Genomic DNA, 18607 nt, shown 5'->3' with positions numbered 1-18607 from the left:
TCAACCTTTCACAGCAATAGTAGCTACCGGGACTAGTCCAGTGACTATACCTGATAGCAATCCAACAAATTATGTTCCCCTACTCATTACGGTTATCAAGGAAATTGGACTCTAGCTTGGGCCCCCGGAGGCGAAGGTAACACTCAAACAGCCACGCTAACTTGGGAGAATACCGGCTACATTGTGAATCCAGAACGCGAAGGTTCGTTAGTCCCAAACACTCTTTGGGGTTCCTTCTCGGATATCCGTGCCATACAAAATCTTATAGATGTAAGTGTGAATGGTGCTGATTACCCTAGAGGGTTCTGGGTATCCGGTCTAGCCAACTTCTTACACAAAAGTGGGTCTGATACGAAACGCAAGTTCCGTCACAATAGCGCCGGTTATGCTTTAGGCGTCTACGCAAAAACTCCTTCTGAGGATATCTTCAGTGCGGCTTTCTGCCAACTCTTCGGAAAAGACAAAGACTATTTCGTCTCTAAAAATAGTTCCAACGTCTATGCGGGTTCTCTCTATTACCAGCATATCTCTTATTGGAACGCTTGGCAGAATCTGCTACAAAACACTATCGGTGCTGAGGCTCCGTTAGTCCTTAATGCACAGTTAACTTATTGTCATGCTTCAAATGACATGAAAACAAACATGACAAATACATATACTCCTAAAAACGTCACACTCACAGAAATCAAGGGTGATTGGGGTAACGATTGTTTCGGAGTCGAGTTTGGAGCTATGGCACCTATAGAAACGCCATCTTCTATCCTCTTCGATATGTATTCACCTTTCTTAAAACTCCAGCTTGTGCATGCACACCAGGATGACTTTAAGGAAACCAATAGCGCTGAGGGAAGATATTTCGAAAGCAGCAATCTCACCAACCTCTCTATGCCCATCGGTGTGAAACTGGAGAGATTCTCTCACGAGGATACTGCTTCCTATAACCTCATCCTAGCTTATGCTCCGGATATCGTAAGAAGCAATCCTGACTGCACTGCCTCTCTGTTAGTGAGCCCCAACTCCGCTGTCTGGGTAACAAAGCCAATAACCTCGCACGAAATGCTTTCATGCTACAAGCAGGAAACTACTTGGCTTTACGTCACAACATAGAACTCTTCAGCCAGTTTGGTTTCGAGCTCAGAGGTTCTTCTCGAACCTATAACGTAGATCTCGGATCCAAGATTCAATTCTAATCTCATCCACCTCTCCTACCCCGCTCTCACGGGGTAGGGCCTGCGGTCTTTATCTTCCTTATTCTCTTGACTTTTTTAATATTTTTATGATCGATTTAGGCCATCTCAAATCACCCAAAGTATGAATTTATGAAACATCCAGTCTACTGGTTTTAATGTCCTCGAGCCTATTGGCCTCACATTCCTTGGGCTTTGCTGAAGAAGTTCAAACAACCTTAACTCCCTCGGATAGCTATAATGGAAATACAGCGTCTTCGGATTTCGAAGTAAAAGACACGTCAACAGGCGTGATATATACTTGTGAAGGCAATGTGTGTATCTCCTATGCAGGTAAAAGCTCTCCTCTAAAAAAACAAGTTGTTTCTCAGAGACTACAGGAAATCTTTCTTTCATAGGAAATGGTTACACATTGTGTTTTGATAATATTACTACTGAAGATAGTAACCCAGGCGCTATTAATGTTAGTGGTAGCGAGAAAACCTTAGACGTCACAGGATTTTCCTTGTTTTCATGTGCCCACTGTCCCCGGGTACAACCGGTTACGGAGCGATACAAACCAAAGGCATCATAACTTTAAAAGATAACTCTAGTCTTGTCTTCCATAAGAACTGTTCAACAACAGAAGGTGGAGCCATCAAATGTCAATCAGACGGCTCTAATGGTAGAGTGAAATTAGTCAATAATCAGAATCTGGTTTTCTCAGAGAACTCCTCCGCTGTAAAAGGTGGCGCTATTTATGCTGATAAACTTACCATTGTCTCAGGTGGACCTACGTTATTTTCTAACAATTCTGTATCCCATGGTTCGTCACCTCAAGGCGGGGCTATTTGTTTGAATGATACAAATAGTAAATGTAGCATAACAGCGAATCTCGGAGACATTATCTTCGATGGAAACAAAATCATCACAACTAGTGACAGAAGTAGCCCCGATGTAAAAAAGAAATTCCATCGATCTTGGAAGTGGAAAATTTACAAACTTGAGAGCTAAAGAAGGTTTCGGGATTTTTTCTATGACCCGATTGCTAATACAGGAGATACTGAAACAGCCTTAGAATTAAATAAAACTGCAAACTCCACTAACTATACAGGAAAGATCGTCTTCTCAGGAGAAAAATTATCCGATGCAGAAAAACAAGATGCGGACAATTTGAAATCGTATTTCAAGCAACCCATCACATTATCAGCAGGATCTCTTGTACTTAAAGATGGTGTCACTCTAGAAGCAAAAAAAGTCACACAAAACAGCAGGCTCTAATGTTGTCATGGATTTAGGGACCACATTACAGACACCTGCCACAGGTGGAGAAACCATCACTCTAACTAATTTAGATATTAACGTCGCCTCATTGGGGCACTCCAGCTCCTGCTAAAGTCGCAGCAACTACAGAAAGCCAAACAGTTACAATCAGTGCTGTCAATCTAGTCAGTACAGATAGTAATTCTTACGAAAATCCCATCCTTTCTTCATCCAAACCTTTCTCAGCAATAACAGTAATATCTAGTTCTGGACAGACTACTAATGCACCAGATAGCAATCCAACAAATTATGTCCCTCCTACCCATTACGGTTACCAAGGAAATTGGACAGTAACTTGGAAACAAGGAACAGGCACCGAAGAGCAAATAGCCACTCTAAATTGGGAACAAACTGGCTACTCCCCTACGCGCAGAACGTCAAGGACCTTTGGTTCCTAACACTCTTTGGGGTTCCTTCTCGGATATCCGTGCCATACAAAACTTAATGGATCTCAGCGTCAATGGTGCTGATTACCATAGAGGATTCTGGGTATCCGGTCTAGCCAACTTCCTACACAAAAGTGGTTCTGATACTAAACGCAAGTTCCGTCACAATAGCGCCGGATACGCTTTAGGCGTCTACGCAAAAAACTCCTTCTGATGATATTTTCAGTGCAGCTTTCTGCCAGCTCTTCGGAAAGGACAAAGACTATTTAGTGTCGAAAAACAACGCCAATATTTATGCAGGTTCCCTATATTATCAACACATCTCTTACTGGAATGCTTGGCAGAATCTGCTACAAAACACTATCGGTGCGGAAGCTCCGTTAGTCCTTAACGCACAGTTAACTTATTGTCATGCTTCAAATGACATGAAAACCAACATGACAGACACCCATGCTCCTCATAAAACAACGTATTCAGAAATCAAGGGTGATTGGGGTAATGATTGTTTCGGAGTCGAGCTTGGGGCAACTGTGCCTATCCAAACAGAATCTTCTCTCCTATTCGATATGTATTCACCTTTCTTGAAGTTACAACTTGTGCATGCTCATCAAGATGACTTTAAGGAAACCAATAGCTCTGAGGGAAGATATTTCGAAAGCAGCAATCTCACCAACCTTTCCCTACCTATCGGTATAAAGTTTGAGAGATTTGCGAATAACGATACAGCTTCTTATCATGTCACTGCTGCGTATGCTCCGGATATCGTAAGAAGCAACCCTGACTGTACTACTTCTTTGTTAGTGAGCCCCGACTCTGCCGTTTGGGTAACTAAAGCCAACAATCTTGCGCGAAGCGCCTTCATGCTGCAAGCAGGAAATTATTTGGCTTTAAGTCACAACATAGAACTCTTCAGCCAGTTCGGTTTCGAACTCAGGGGTTCTTCTCGAACCTATAACGTAGATCTCGGATCGAAGATCCAGTTCTAATCTCATCCACCTCTCCTACCCCGCTCTCACGGGGTAGGGCCTAGGGATCTTTATCCTTCCTCAAGGATCTCGAACGAAGTACCAGAAAAACAAATACTTGATCTAGTGTGTACCCATTTCTTAATTACAAGGGTAAAAATCTGCTCACTTGCAAGACCAACAGGCATATCTTGTCCTGCTGTATCTATTCTGCATGCATAGCAAGAGATAGGAAAACGTTATCACTATCCGTGTTGTTAACGCCTTGATCTTCTAGAAGCTTCTTATCTTAGATCGTTATCTAAGCAGAGGATATCCTCTGCATTTTCCTCATCAACATACAGCAACTCTTGCTTTATTTTCCTCTTTCCCTTATGTCAAGTAGAGCCGCAAAATATGCAGGGAATACTAATGAAAAACTCTATTTATGGGGTTTTGCTGTTTTCCTCTTTTGCCTTATCCACTGCTACCAAACTTCTTGCAGATGCCGACTCTGTCAACCTTGCAACTGGATTCAACGGCTCCACTAGTGAAACTTTCAATGTTAAACAAACCAATAATGCTGATGGGACAACATATACTCTAAGCAGCGCGATTACCTTTGAACACATAAATCAATTAAAACCAGCAAATACTAGCTGTTTTGCGAATACAGCTGGGGATCTAACTTTTACTGGGAATCGACGACTTCTCTATTTCAATAATATTTCATCGACAGCGAAAGGTGCTGCTATTAGCACAACTGCGGATGGCAAGACACTCACAATATCAGGGGCCTTACAACTGATTTTCTACATGTCTCCGCGATTAGATACAGGGAATGGCGCCATTTATTCGAATAGCTCTGTACTCATAGAGAATAATTCTCAAGGAAGCTCTGGAATGAATCGGTCTGCAGGGAAAGGCGCCTTCATTTGTTGTGAGAAAAGTACGGATGCAGGAGCTACATCACCTACATTAACAATACGGAATAACGGAGAGTTTCTTAATGTAGGTAATATAGCTACCGGTTCTGGAGGAGCGATTTATGCTGAGAAAATGATCTTATCCGCAGGAGGATATACAAAATTTCAATCCAATATTAGCTATGATAAAGGCGGGGCAATTGCCATTGCTGCTAATGGAGAAATTAGTCTATCCGCGGATAGAGGAAATATCATCTTTGAAAGAAACCTTAGAGTTGTCAACGACCAAGATATTTCCAATGCTATTCACCTAGAAGACAATGCGAAATTACTTCAATTACGTGCCGCTAAAAACAAAAGCATATTTTTTTATGACCCCATTACAACCACGGGATCTGTTGCAGATCGGTTAATTATTAACAACTCGCAAGGAGAAGCCTCTACTTACGAGGGGTCGATTGTATTTTCTAGTCACAACTTTTTCATTCATTCCCCTGAGTGTAAACTCTCTTCATTTTCTCAAGATCTCACTTTAGCGGGAGGATCATTAATTTTAGACGAGGGAGTATGTATACAAGCTCCGTCCTTTGATCAAAATCCTCACTCCATACTCTTCATGCATCCTGGGACGAAGTTACAAACTACCAACAACATCTCAGTAAAGAATCTCCATCTCGATCTTAACAAGATAACAGAAGAGCCCGCATATATCACCACAACAGACGATGCTTCTGGTGTGGACATTCGCGGACCTGTAGTTATGCATATAGATGATGAGATCTTCTATAACCAGATAGCATTAGCGAATGAGTTATCTGTAGAGTGTTTAAATCTCAGCTCTCCCCATCTCGACAATATCACTATTGATGACGTTCCCAAAGCGCCTATCCTTACGTTAGAATCGCATCGTGGTTATCAAGGTACATGGGAAATCTCTTGGAAAGAGCAACCTAAGCGTACCTTTGGGAAGGCGACTGTCTCACCTAATAAGCAGATGCTCCTGATTTGGAAACCTTCCGGTTACGTTCCTTTCTCAGGAGGGACTGGAGAGTTTACGACATCTTTAGTTCCTAATAGCTTATGGAATCTCTTTTTAGATACCCGCTTTTCTCAACAAGCTCTTGAGAAACATGCGTTATCTTCGGGTAACGGTATTTGGATTTCATCCATGACCAATTCTTTTCTTAAAGGTTCTACTAACAACAACCACGGCTTTCGTCATAAGAGTTCAGGATATATCGTAGGAGGGAAAATCCACACACTTCAAGATGACATCTTTAGTGTAAGTTTTTCTCAGCTCTTTGGGAGATCTAAAGATTTTGGATCTGCAACATCTAAGGATAAATTCTTATCAGCTTCTTTCTATGCTCAGCATTCTAGACGTTTACTTCCTATTATGAGATTCCTTGCAGGAACATCAAAATATCAACCGCGATTCTTATTGAGTATCCCTAGGGATCTTCCTGTCAATTTTGATGTCCTTGTGAGTTACAGCTATGACAACAACAACATGACAGTCAAAAATGCTGACCGCACACAAACAAGAGGCTCATGGAACACCTATGGGTATAGCGCGCAAATCGGCAGTTCGATTCCTTTTGTTTTAGATGTATCTCATACCTTGTTCCAATATGTCTCTCCTTTTATCAAACTGCATTGGCTATATGCTCATCAGGTACAGTTTCAAGAACAAGGAATAAAAAGACGTGCTTTTAACAACAGTAATTTAAAAAATCTCTCATTGCCCATCGGTCTTAAAATCCAAGGACAATCACTACATCGTCTCTCTTATGAACTCACGGGGATGTACATTACTGATCTATATCGTTGCAATCCTGAGAGCGTGACTTCATTAATCTCTGGAGGCCTACTCCCCTGGACAACAACAGGGACAAATCTTAGCAAGCAAGCAGCTCTGTTGCAAGGATCGAGTAACGTGTCTCTTACATCACACATCAATGTCTTTGCGCAAGGAACTGTGGAATTCCGCCGTTCCTCTTATAGTTACAACATGGATTTTGGCAGCAGGGTGCATTTTTAACTGTGTATACCCCAACCACTTAGGAAGGGGCATGCCTATGTCATAGCAACCCAACACTGAACTAATCTGCTTTTTTGGTTCGGTATAACTTTCCAAGTTATCACCATTCCTAAAAGAAGAAACATTTTTTCCTATAAAACAACAGGGAATGTATTATGAAAAACTCTATTTATGGGGTTTTAATCCTTTCATCTTTTACTGTATCCATAGCTTTTGCAAACGCTGAAAACTTAGACTCTTCGGCGAGTTTTGACGGTTCTACAGGAGCCGGGCAATTTACTGCTAAGCAATCCTCACAAGCAGGAGGAACTACCTACACTCTAACTGCAGATGTTACTATCGAACATGTCAAATCAACCACACCCGCAAATACCAGCTGTTTTAAAAACTCTACTGGCAATGTAACATTTGTTGGAGCAAACCACTCCTTAATATTTGAAGATATCGCCTCTACAGCTCAAGGAGCTGCTATCAGTACAAATACTGATGGCAAAACAATCACGATGTCTGGGTTTAATGTTCTATCCTTCATTTCCGCTCCCCAAGCAATTACTGGAAATGCTGCGATTTATGGTATAGCTTCTATAACAATCAAAGAAAACAAGCAGCTCGTTTTTGATACCAACCACTCTACGGCAGCGGGCGGCGCTATTCATTGTTTAAAAACAGGGGCAACAGCAACAACACTCACCCTAGAGAACAATGCTTCTATGATCTTTAGGAATAACTCCTCAGCAACTAAAGGCGGAGCTATTCATACGGATAAACTTGTACTTAAAACTGGGGGAAATACTTTATTTGAAAATAACCATGCCACGCAAAAAGGTGGGGCGATTTCCATTGCTGATTCTGGGGAGATCAGTTTATCTGCGGATAACGGTAGCATTATCTTTAAAGGGAATACCTACACAGACGGAGGGAATAGAGTCAACAATGCGATTTATGTCGGGGCAAATGGGAAATTTGTAAAACTCGAAGCGAAAGAAGCACAATCTATTCTATTTTACGATCCTATTCTTGTTGAAGGGGCAGCGGCTGACAACCTAGAAATCAACAAAGTGAATGGAGCCACCACTTATACAGGATCTATTATCTTTTCAGGCAGGCATATCAATAGTCCTCATAAAAAGATGAAACATGTTTCTAAATTCACGCAACCTTTGACTCTTTCTGCAGGATCTTTAGTTTTAGAAAAAGGGGCTCATTTAGAAGCCAAATCGCTAACACAAACTGAAGGCTCTAAAATTATCTTAGATCAAACTTCGAGCATAAAAGTTCAAGAAAACGTTGATATTAAAGAACTGTGGTTAAGCCTTGATGAGTTTGTGGAACCTACAGCAGCAAATATCTCATCTTCAGGGGCTGCTCATACCGTAACAGTTAAAGGTCCTTTGGGGATCTTCGCTGATCAAGAGGCTTTTTATAATCACCATGCTCTTGCTAATAACGTTGATCAAGAGCTACTACAACTTGCTGACCAAGACATTACAAAAATCTCTTTAGTGGATGTTCCTGAATCTGTAAGAGAAAATCTTAACACCCATCGTGGATATCAAGGCAGTTGGACTGTAGATTGGAAAACGGTTCCTGGTTCTACATCTGGAGGGGTGACTACTCTTGGCACGAAAACAGCCACTGTACATTGGAGACCTACGGGATACATTCCTTTTGGTGGTGCGCAAGAAATTACCACACCTTTAGTTCCTAACACTCTATGGGGAAATTTCTCAGACATCCGCAATTTAGAAAGAACTGTAGAATCTCTAGCTACGAATTCTCTGTGTTCTGAAGGATTCTGGGCTACAGGAATTAAAAACTTTTTCTATGCTAATAGTGCAGAAAAAAATTATGTTTTCCAACATAACAATGCTGGCTATGCCATCGGCATAAATAAACATACGCTGTCAGAAAATGTATTTTCTGCAGCATTTTCTCAACTCTTTGGTAAAGATAGAGATGATGCTAAAGGTCAGGTAGAACACCAAACACTTTCAGGATCTTTGTATGCACATCACGTAGGTACTGTACCTATGTTACGATTCCTCTGTGGTGGCTCTACAAATTGCGTTCCTGAACTGCAAGCATCTCCTTTCATTCCTGTTATTCTCAGTGCTCAACTCAGTTATAGCCATAGCAATAACAATCTTACCATAACTCACGAAGATAAAACCAAAACGACAGGAAACTGGTCGAATTACTCCCTAGCTACAGAATTAGGATCTACATTTGTTTATACTTTGAGTAAATGTCCCTCTATATTCAAAAATGTATCCCCATTCATCAAACTCCAAGGGGTGTATTCTGAACAAAGGAAATTCACAGAAGAAGGCTTACGTCGCTGCTCATTCTCAAGTACATATTTAGCTAACCTTGCTCTTCCTCTAGGGATAAAAATCCAAGGTACCTGTCCTCGAGAACTTCTTGCTTATGATCTTTCTGCCATGTATGTTCAGGATATCTTCCGCATTAACCCTGAAACTATGACGTTATTCTTAATTGGAGGGTTAGCTCCATGGACAACACCAGCAACAAATCTAGATAACAAAGCTCTAGTTGTTCAAGGATCTGGACGATTCGCTGTTCGACCTAACATCGAAATCTTTGCCGAAGGCAACTGCGAACTCCGTTCTTCTTCCCATAGTTATAACTATGATTTCGGTGCTAAAGTACATTTTTAGATCTTCCTCCCTCCCTGTTCTTTAAAGAGCAGGGAGTATCCCCTATTTCTCCTTATCCTCTCTGATAAACTTGAAATTTTTTATTTTTTTTTCTATGTGGCGGGTTAGACATTTGTAACCCAAGATGCCTCATGAAACTTTCCGTTTATGGGTTTTTACTCTCATCGTCGCTACTCTCTACCCATATTATATTCGCTGAATCGTTATCAGATTCTGTCTCTGAAACATCCGCAGTTGCTAAAGCAGCAACAGAAACAGAATTATCAACCGGTTTTGATGGATCTGGACAACCATCTTCAGGATTTACATCAAAAGCAACAAGTAATGAGGCAGGAACTACATATAAACTAACTACTGATATTTCCTTTGCGAACATTACCACTATTACTACAGAAGAAGGACAACCTCTAAGCATTAAGAGTGATAATGCTGACGGCAGCTGCTTTACCAACACCAAGGGGGATCTTTTCTTTGCCGGTAATTCTCATTCTCTAGCATTTACTAATATCTCCCTCACAGGACAGGGTGCTGCGATTAGCCATACAGCAAAAGATAAAACATTAAATTTATCTAATATCTCTGACCTTACATTCTCCTCATGTCCAGGGACTGGTGCTTCAGGTAAAGGAGCCATCTTTTGCCAAGGCTCCTCACTACAAGTCAAGGATAACACTAACGTTATATTCTCAAATAACCACTCTACCGATAACGGCGGGGCTATATGCTATACACCCCCCCCCGAGCCGGAACCTGAGCCGGAACCGGAACCTCCTTTAGAAGGAGCTACCTCTTTAACTAAACTCAAGGACGCCAATTTAGGATCAATTCCATCCCCTGTGGGGATAATAATGCACTCGAAGGCTAAATCAGCAGAAGTTACTGATAATAGCGTCTTTACCTTTGAAGGGAACTCTGGGTTAACATTTTCTGGGAATTCTTCAAGCAAAAACGGCGGAGCGATCTATGCTAAAAACCTCAAGATTGTCTCTGGTGGCCCGACCTTATTTACCGATAATACAGCCCAGGAAGCAGGTGGGGCGATTGCGATTGCTGATGGTGGGACTCTCTCCTTAACCGCAGAATCTGGAGACATTATCTTTAAAGGAAATAAGGGCAAAGATGATGCTCCGAATGCTATAAATATAGGATCAACAGCTAAAATTACCGACTTGCGGGCATCCCAAGGAAGCTCCATTATTTTTTATGATCCCATAACATTTAGCTCGGGTGCTGGTACTGAAATCGCACTTGCTAATGCTGGTACTCAAGAAACACTAAAAATCAATGCTCCAGACGCGTTGCCAGAAAAAACAGCTCTTCCCACCATGGGGAAATTGATGATCAGAGCCGAAGGTGATGTTCAATCAACACCCAAAAGCTATACAGGGAAGGTGGTTTTCTCTGGGGAAAGTGCTACCAATGTTAAGGAAGGCACCCCGACCTTCACGTTTCCCACCCCTGTGGAACTCACTGCAGGAACATTGGTTTTATCCGATGGTGCTTCACTCTCTGCAAAAACCTTCAAGCAGGCAGATGCCGGCTCTTGCATTCTATTGGAACAAAACACAAAGCTACAAGCTTCAGACTCCATGGATCTGAAAAACTTGTGGTTAGACATTAAGGACCTGAATTCTACTACATTGGCAACAGTCAGTACTACGGGCAGTTCTGGAAATATTGACATTTCAGGTCCGGTGATTGTTGCTATTTCTGACCCTGATTTTTATGAAAACCCTGAGCTGGCACAACAACTCAATAGAGAATTTTTAAAAGTATCCGCTACAGGGCAAGTCACTGTTTCCAATGGCGATGCGACCAATGACAAAGAAGAGGCTCACGCAGGTTATCAAGGTATATGGAAATTAACCTGGGAGGACTCTCCAGCAGGAGGCTCTGGAAGTGCCAAGGTTGCGAATTTAAATTGGCAACCCTTAGGATACATTCCTACGACTGCAGATACACAAAGCTACACTGCTTTAGTGCCTAACAGTCTCTGGGGTATGTTTGCTGATGTCACAGCGATCCAAAGATTAATTGAGAGTGAAGCCCACTCTGCTACTGGTAAGGATATCTGGGGTGCCGGATTATCTAACTTTTTCCAAGCAAAGAAAACGAATAAAAATCGTAAATTCCGTAATTTTAGCTCTGGCTATGCTGTAGGAGTAAGCTCGGAATCTCGTCATAAGTTTAAATTTAGCTTTGGTTTGAGCCAGCTATTTGGACGAGCTAAAGATTATGGAGGTGCAAGGATCCATGAAAAAATCCTTTCAGGCTCTCTATATACCGAATACTCTACAGAATTGCTGCCTATTCTAAAATTCCTTGCAGGAACTTCAGTGTTTAAACCAAAATTTTTAAAACAAGTTCCTGAGGATTTCCTAGTAAAATTCCAGTCGCAATGTGGTTATTTTTATGGGGATAACTCCATGAAAATAAAATACGCAGATGCTACACAAACGCACAGCTCTTGGGAAAATCACTGTTATGCAGGAGACATAGGTGCATCTATAACTCTACCTATAAAAAGTAAAGATGGCATTCTGCAAAAGGCTACGCCATTTGTAAAAGTACAAAGCGTATACATATATCAAAAAGGCTTCCATGAAAAAGGCTTGAGACGAAGAGCTTTTAGTCATACCTATTTGACGAATATCTCTATACCCTTAGGGCTACGCATTCATGGAGATTCTCCATCTAAAGATCTCCATTACGAACTTTCTGCAGCATATATAGGAGATGCTTACCGCCATAATCCTAAAAACACAACGACACCGCTTGTGACCAATGTTGTTACCACACCATGGATAACAACAGCTACAAATCTACAAAGACATGCTGCACGATTCGAATGTTGTGGAGATTATGCCTTAACCTCGTATATCCATCTATTTGCTCAAGGAAGTATAGAACTACGTAAATCTGCAAGAGGCTACCACGCTAACGCAGGCAGCTCTATCCACTTCTAAATGTGTTTCCCTGCTCTTTATGAGCGGGGAACATCTTAACGAAAATCTATTTTTTTCGATTCCCTTGTGTGTAAACACCTTCCAAAGAATGTCCATTATTGATCTTGATTAATTTCAAAAAATTGCCTATGAACTAAAAGGCTTTTCTCTATTTCCCTCCCCTAAGCAAAAAATATTCTGAACATATACATTTGAAATAACGTATGACGCAAAGACTGAATCTATGGATTTTTTGCTGCTATGCTATGTCCTATATGTGTTTTCCCACAGCAGATTCTGCTGTGTTAAAAACACTCTCCTCTGCTGATAACTTTAACGGCATAAATAATGCGGCTTTCCCTATTAAATCTTCTGATAATGATCAAGGTACCACGTATATCTTATCTGATGACATTCTAATACAAAATGTAGCGGCGACAACACCAAACAACTCTAGCTGTTTTAAAAACACCAAAGGGGATCTATTATTTAATGGGAATAACCGCAGCTTGACCTTCGATAAAATCACGACGAGCAGTGAAGGAAAAATGATTCTTCATGACGTAGAAAGCTTCTGTACACTTTCATGCTTTGCTCATCTTAAGTTTTTGGAACCGCTAAGTTCAAGAAAAGGGAAAAGTGCCGTTGTCTCTAAAGGATCTCTCATGTTTCGCTCCAATGATACGATTACCTTTACAGGATGCTACTCATCAGACAAAGGCGGAGCTATCTGTTGTATACCCAATCCAGGTTCAAAAAGCCCTTCTTCTCTTTCCTTTTATAGAAATCGAAAAATCACCTTCTCTAATAACACTTCAGTAAACGGTGGAGGGGCTATCTATGCTAAAAACTTATACCTCACCGCTATGGATGATAGCGTATTCATTGATAATACAGCTGTTGGTGATCAAGATTCCCGTCCTGGCGGAGGGGCAATTGCCATTGCTCCCGAAGGAGAGCTGGGGTTATTCGCTGAAAAGGGTGATATTATCTTCGCAGGGAATAGTACGATAAGAGGAAGGCATATCGAAAAAAACGCTATCCATTTAGAAAATGGTGCCTTCATCAGCCATATAGGCGCCAGAGAAGGCAAATCTGTGCAATTCTATGATGCGATTACTTCAACATCGCGCTCCACAGTCCCTCTACTTATCAATCAAATCCCCGGTGGAGGCATACATCATGGCACCGTATTGTTCTCTTCGACAAATTGTCTTTATTCCTGTTCTACTCTGGCAACCGTAAATATGAGCAGAATTTCACAAGACGTGGTACTAGCAGGAGGAACTCTAAAATTAAACAGTGGCGTCATCCTCGGAGTTTTAAACTTTATCCAACGTCCTAACACCACACTCATTCTCGATCATAGTAGTATGATGAGAATTCACGAAAATGCCGAGCTCTCAAACATTACCATACCATTAAAACTCTATGCTTTAGATCCCCTACCAGAAAATTCGAAAATAAAATACCGCTCATTATCGTCTAGAGACCCCGGGCAAATCTTCCTTTTGTCGGCAGACAAAAAACTATCGTTTTCCGGATCTATACACGTCCATTTGCAAGATGAAGATTTCTATGAGAATAAAGAATTAGCCACATCTCTTAGAATTCCCCTAATTAAAATTGAATCTGACAAACTAGAAAATACACATATCAAAGTAGATCACCTCACAGTTCCAACTCAACCTTACGGATATCAAGGATCTTGGGATCTTGAATGGGTAGACACTGCACCAAAACAGTTAAATACTCATACAGTATCACTTGCAAAAACGATAGGAGAACTCGTATGGACTCCCAAAGGCTATCGACCACGCCTGATAGATTGTCAAGGGAATTCCCTAGTTCCTAATAGCCTATGGAATGCCTTTGTAGACATCCGCGGTATTCATAATCTTATGGACACCATCTCTGATGGCAGCCTATACCGCAATGGCCTGTGGGTATCAGAAATTTCTCGATACTTCCATAAGGACCATCATAAAGATAACCAAGGATTTCGCCATACTAGCGGAGGCTATGCCTTAGGGATCTCAAAACAAACTCCGTCCAAAGATATCTTCTCGATAGGCTTTTTCCAAATGTTTGGGGTTTCTAAAGATGCGTCCCTAGCCAAAAACCATGAGAATATCCTTGCGGGATCTATGTACCTCCAACATAGCCTACCTGTAAAACCTATTTTAAATTGGTCCTTAGGAAACTTTTTCGTTCATCCTGAGTCCTTATCTAAAGTCTCTGCTGATCTTCCTCTAATTTTCAGTGCTCAAGCAACTTATAGTCATAGTAAAAACACCCTCACAATAAATCGCAAATCCTCAGAAATCACCCAAGGGTATTGGAATACCCATTGTGTAGGTGCAGAACTCGGGTCCTCGCTTTCCTTTGACTTCCATGAAGAACATAATATATTCCAGCACATCCTCCCCTTCATGAATCTTCAGGCAGTCTATGCCTACCAAAGGAAATTCAAAGAAGAAGGAGTGAAGAAACACGAAATTACCAGTAGTACGTTAGCGAATCTTTCTTTACCTATGGGTGTCCGTTTAGAAGGCCATGCCTCACACTACCCTATTTTCTATTCAGCTTCTGCAACGTTTATCTCAGATCTATATCGTAAAAATCCTTCTGCTACAATTACAGCTACCTATGATCCTTTCCCCGTATGGGAAACCTCAGGAACAAATCTCTCACGACAAGCCTTATCCGCACAACTTTCCTTACATTGTGCAATTTTAGATAACATCTCCCTGTTTTCAAAATTTTGCACAGAACTACGGAAGTCCTCGCAATATTATTCAGGAGATGTGGGAAGCCAATTGCTATTTTGATATGTAGGTAGAAAACTTAACTTTGAGAAATTCAGAAACCTTATCAAAAATCGCTTTCTGAATTTCTCTTTTTTCTTTCAGACAAGCAGATCTGCTTACATCACATAATCTGTTAAAAAGAGATATAAAGCGTTTAATCCTAGTCTTTTCTTTGCAATTTTTCCCTATCCTATTGTTTTTTTAATACTTTTCGTTTATTAGCAAGATCAATCTTGTTGCATCCTGTCTAGCAAATGAAAGCGTCTTTCCGTAAGTTCTTAGTTTCTACAACGCTGACTCTTCCTTGTTCGTTCCAAGCCTTTTCTTTGGAAATTGTAGTTCCTAACGGAACTTATGACGGTTATCTTAGAGAAATGTTTCCCTACACGATTACGTCAAATCTAGAAGGAACAACAGCGATCCTGTCAGGAGACCTAAATATTTTAAATCTCGACAACTCCATGGCAGCAACTCCTTCAAGTTGCTTTTTTAACTCTGCTGGGTCCATGACAATTGTAGGAAAAGGTCATAATTTAACCTTTACTAATCTTCGCACATCGGTAAACGGTGCTGCTTTAAGCTCTATCCCTACGTCAACTCCTGAATCGTTCTCCTATACCATCACAGGAATCAAGACCTTCTCTTGCTCTAATTGTGCAGTATTAATCGGACGTACCAATAGTAGTACTGTAACTACTCCTAAAGGCGGTGCGGTATATTCTAAGTCACCTATATTCTTCAAAGACATTCAAAACGTCCTATTTAAGAATAACCGTGCGGGAAATAATGGTGGGGCTTTATGGGGACAAGTAGTCGACATTAGCAATGTAACAAAATCATTACAGTTTCTGAGTAACGTGGGCGCCAACGGAGGTGCTATAGGGGCTTCCACAAGTCTGAATGTTACGCGTTGCCCATCCATTCTTTTTAGATCCAACTCTGCGGAAAAGCTCGGTGGTGCTATCCACTCTGTGAATCCACAAACTCCCCCACCGCCTGCTGAAAATGGGGTTATCAACACTGTTGTTAACTTTTCAAACAACGGCTCTGTACAATTCGATGCGAATAACGCTAAATCTGGCGGAGGTATTTACTCTAAAGGGAATATTAACTTCTCGAACAACGCACAATTAATCATGCAGAACAATTCTGCATCTCCTGAAATCGGGGATTCTGGTGAGGTACTAGGTCAAGGGGGAGCAATCTATTGTACCCAGGCAACTGCGGCAACAAAGAAAGAGAAAGAGGAAAAAGAAAAATCTAAATCTGAAGCCGCTCCCATTGAATTTACTGGGTTAACTATAACGAACCAACACGACATCTTCTTTGCTAATAACTTCGCAGCAAATGCAGGCGGAGCTATTTATGGAGAAAAAGTTAGCATTACTTCTTCAGGAAAAACGGTGTTTACCAACAACACCGCAAAAACCGGTGGAGCGATCTATATTGCTGCTGGCGGAGATCTCAGCCTATCCGCTGACTACGGCAATATGATTTTCTATGACAATCTCAACACCAATGATGGATCTCTCAAAAGAAATGCCATTACTCTAGATAAGGGAGCTACTATTAAGTTGCTTGCTGCTTCCGGAGATCATAAACTCTGTTTCTATGATCCTATTGTAACTACTCTTCCTGAAACAGCCCCTAATGGCACTAATACTCTAACTATCAACCCAGATAGAGGAGATTCTGCTCCCTTTACTAATTATATTGGAACAGTTCTCTTTTCTGGAGCTCACACAAACTCCACAGAAGATACTCCCAACGCATCAACTATTTATCAGAAAGTGGTTCTAGGCGGCGGGAAACTCGTCTTAGCGGATAAAGCTAGCCTATCTGTGGTTTCCTTTGATCAGGAATCTGATTCTATCCTCCTCATGGATAGTGGTACCTCATTATCAACTACCACTAACTCCCATGCCACTCCTGCTAGTGTAGAAGCTGGAGCAGCTGCAGCAGCTGCCAGGGTTATGGCTACTGCCGAGGCAAGTAGCGCCACATCGACTACAACCACTACAGCCTCTGCGACCAATCAACCCAATACTGATGGATCAATCTCAATAAAGGATCTACACATCAATCTTGGTTCTCTGACACAAGCTGGAGAAGGAGCTAAAATCGATGTAAAAGGTTCGAATGGTACCATTAAAATCACCGGACACATTTCTTTAGACGATGTTTCTGGGAATGCCTATGAAAACCATGATTTATTCAATCAAAATACAGTCACGCTCAAACTCCTTTCTCTATCAACAGCAGGTGACAGTAAAATAACGAACAACGATCTCCAACTCACCCCAAGAGGAGATGCAGATCCTCAATATGGATACCAAGGTTCGTGGAAACTCAGCTGGGAAGACGGGACAAATGGAGATGCCAATAAAAAGAAAGTATTAAAAGCTACTTGGACAAAAACAGGATTTATTCCCAGCCCTGAACGTCAAGCTTCTTTAGTTCCTAATAGCTTATGGGGGGCCTTCATAGATCTACGCTCTATGAACGCACTCGCTACAGCAAGCTGTGATGGCTTTGGCTACAGCAAAGGATTATGGGTAGCGGGAATCTCTAATGTTTTCCACCACGATCGCAATTCTGTATCTCATGGTTTCCGCCGTATTAGTGGTGGCTACGTCATTGGAGCAAATTCACAAACACTATCGGATTCTGTATTTGGCGTAGCTTTCTCTCAGGTATTCGGAAAATCTAAAGACTACGTGGTCTCCACAACAAAATCACAAGCTCTAGTAGGTAGCGCTTATCTATCTATAAAACGCCCATTAAGCAATACGATCTTCACAACGTTCGCTGCAAGAATCAACTACAGCCATACTAATGAAGATATGAAAACACGCTATACCTTCATCCCTGAAGAAAGCGGTAATTGGGATAACAATTGCTGGTTAGGAGAAGTAGGCGGAAGCTTGCCTATTGTTCTGAACACTGGTAAATTACACCTAAATCAATTCGTTCCTTTTGTGAACGTGCAGATTGGTTACGCGGAACATGGCTCCTTCAGAGAACAACTCGCTGAAGCACGATCTTTCTGTTCCTCTCGTTTAATTAACCTAGCGATTCCTTGTGGTTTTAAAATAGATAGACGTTCTCACTCCTACCCGGATTTCTACAGCTTAGCTGTATCCTATGTTCCCGATGTATGGAGGAGAAACCCCGGATGTACAACGTTATTATTAGCCAACGGCGCTAGATGGAAAACCCTAGCAACAAACCTAGATAGACAAGGTCTGTTAATAGAAGGGTCTACACATACAGCCGTAAATAATAATATTGAAATCTTTAGCCATGGTAGTTGCGAGCTACGTAAATCTTCTCGCAATTACAATATAAATGTAGGAAGTAAATTTCGATTCTAAATATTACTAACGAT

General features: G+C 41.3%; 6 protein-coding genes and 1 pseudogene. All 7 read left to right on the top strand.

Going from position 1 to position 18607, the window contains the following annotated elements; all coding sequences use genetic code 11:
• The first annotated feature begins 183 nt into the window (after positions 1-183).
• The 7 genes and pseudogenes from FI836_RS04170 to FI836_RS04130 all read left to right on the top strand — a co-directional run bounded on the left by FI836_RS04170 (position 184) and on the right by FI836_RS04130 (position 18593).
• On the top strand, positions 184-1107 hold the full coding sequence (locus tag FI836_RS04170; RefSeq protein ID WP_235672858.1) for an autotransporter outer membrane beta-barrel domain-containing protein: 924 nt from the start codon (positions 184-186) through the stop codon (positions 1105-1107).
• A 212-nt stretch (positions 1108-1319) separates the two neighbouring features.
• Positions 1320-3861 (top strand): annotated as a pseudogene (locus FI836_RS05335) (autotransporter domain-containing protein).
• Between the two features lie 390 nt (positions 3862-4251).
• Positions 4252-6786 carry an autotransporter domain-containing protein gene (locus tag FI836_RS04150; RefSeq protein ID WP_020338321.1) on the top strand — a complete coding sequence of 845 codons (2535 nt, stop codon included), beginning with the start codon at positions 4252-4254 and terminating at the stop codon, positions 6784-6786.
• A gap of 155 nt (positions 6787-6941) precedes the next feature.
• On the top strand, positions 6942-9464 hold the full coding sequence (locus tag FI836_RS04145) for a polymorphic outer membrane protein middle domain-containing protein (protein ID WP_014943735.1): 2523 nt from the start codon (positions 6942-6944) through the stop codon (positions 9462-9464).
• A 131-nt stretch (positions 9465-9595) separates the two neighbouring features.
• A complete protein-coding gene (locus FI836_RS04140) occupies positions 9596-12430 on the top strand; it encodes a polymorphic outer membrane protein middle domain-containing protein (RefSeq protein ID WP_014943734.1) in 2835 nt (944 codons plus the stop codon).
• A gap of 254 nt (positions 12431-12684) precedes the next feature.
• Positions 12685-15240 carry an autotransporter domain-containing protein gene (locus FI836_RS04135; protein ID WP_014943733.1) on the top strand — a complete coding sequence of 852 codons (2556 nt, stop codon included), beginning with the start codon at positions 12685-12687 and terminating at the stop codon, positions 15238-15240.
• 233 nt (positions 15241-15473) lie between these two features.
• Positions 15474-18593, top strand: coding sequence for a polymorphic outer membrane protein middle domain-containing protein (locus FI836_RS04130; protein ID WP_014943732.1), 3120 nt, complete (start codon positions 15474-15476; stop codon positions 18591-18593).
• The last annotated feature ends 14 nt before the right edge of the window (positions 18594-18607 follow it).

Origin of the sequence: Chlamydophila parapsittaci, assembly GCF_006385615.1 — a bacterium.
GTDB lineage: Bacteria > Chlamydiota > Chlamydiia > Chlamydiales > Chlamydiaceae > Chlamydia > Chlamydia psittaci.
Note: the sequence above shows the minus strand (reverse complement) of the source record. Positions and strands in the feature narration are given on the sequence as shown.

Coding starts and splice junctions, on each gene's coding strand:
- FI836_RS04150 (WP_020338321.1), top strand. CDS start 4,252: ATGAAAAACTCTATTTATGGGGTTTTGCTGTTTTCCTCTTTTGCCTTA.
- FI836_RS04140 (WP_014943734.1), top strand. CDS start 9,596: ATGAAACTTTCCGTTTATGGGTTTTTACTCTCATCGTCGCTACTCTCT.
- FI836_RS04145 (WP_014943735.1), top strand. CDS start 6,942: ATGAAAAACTCTATTTATGGGGTTTTAATCCTTTCATCTTTTACTGTA.
- FI836_RS04135 (WP_014943733.1), top strand. CDS start 12,685: ATGTGTTTTCCCACAGCAGATTCTGCTGTGTTAAAAACACTCTCCTCT.
- FI836_RS04130 (WP_014943732.1), top strand. CDS start 15,474: ATGAAAGCGTCTTTCCGTAAGTTCTTAGTTTCTACAACGCTGACTCTT.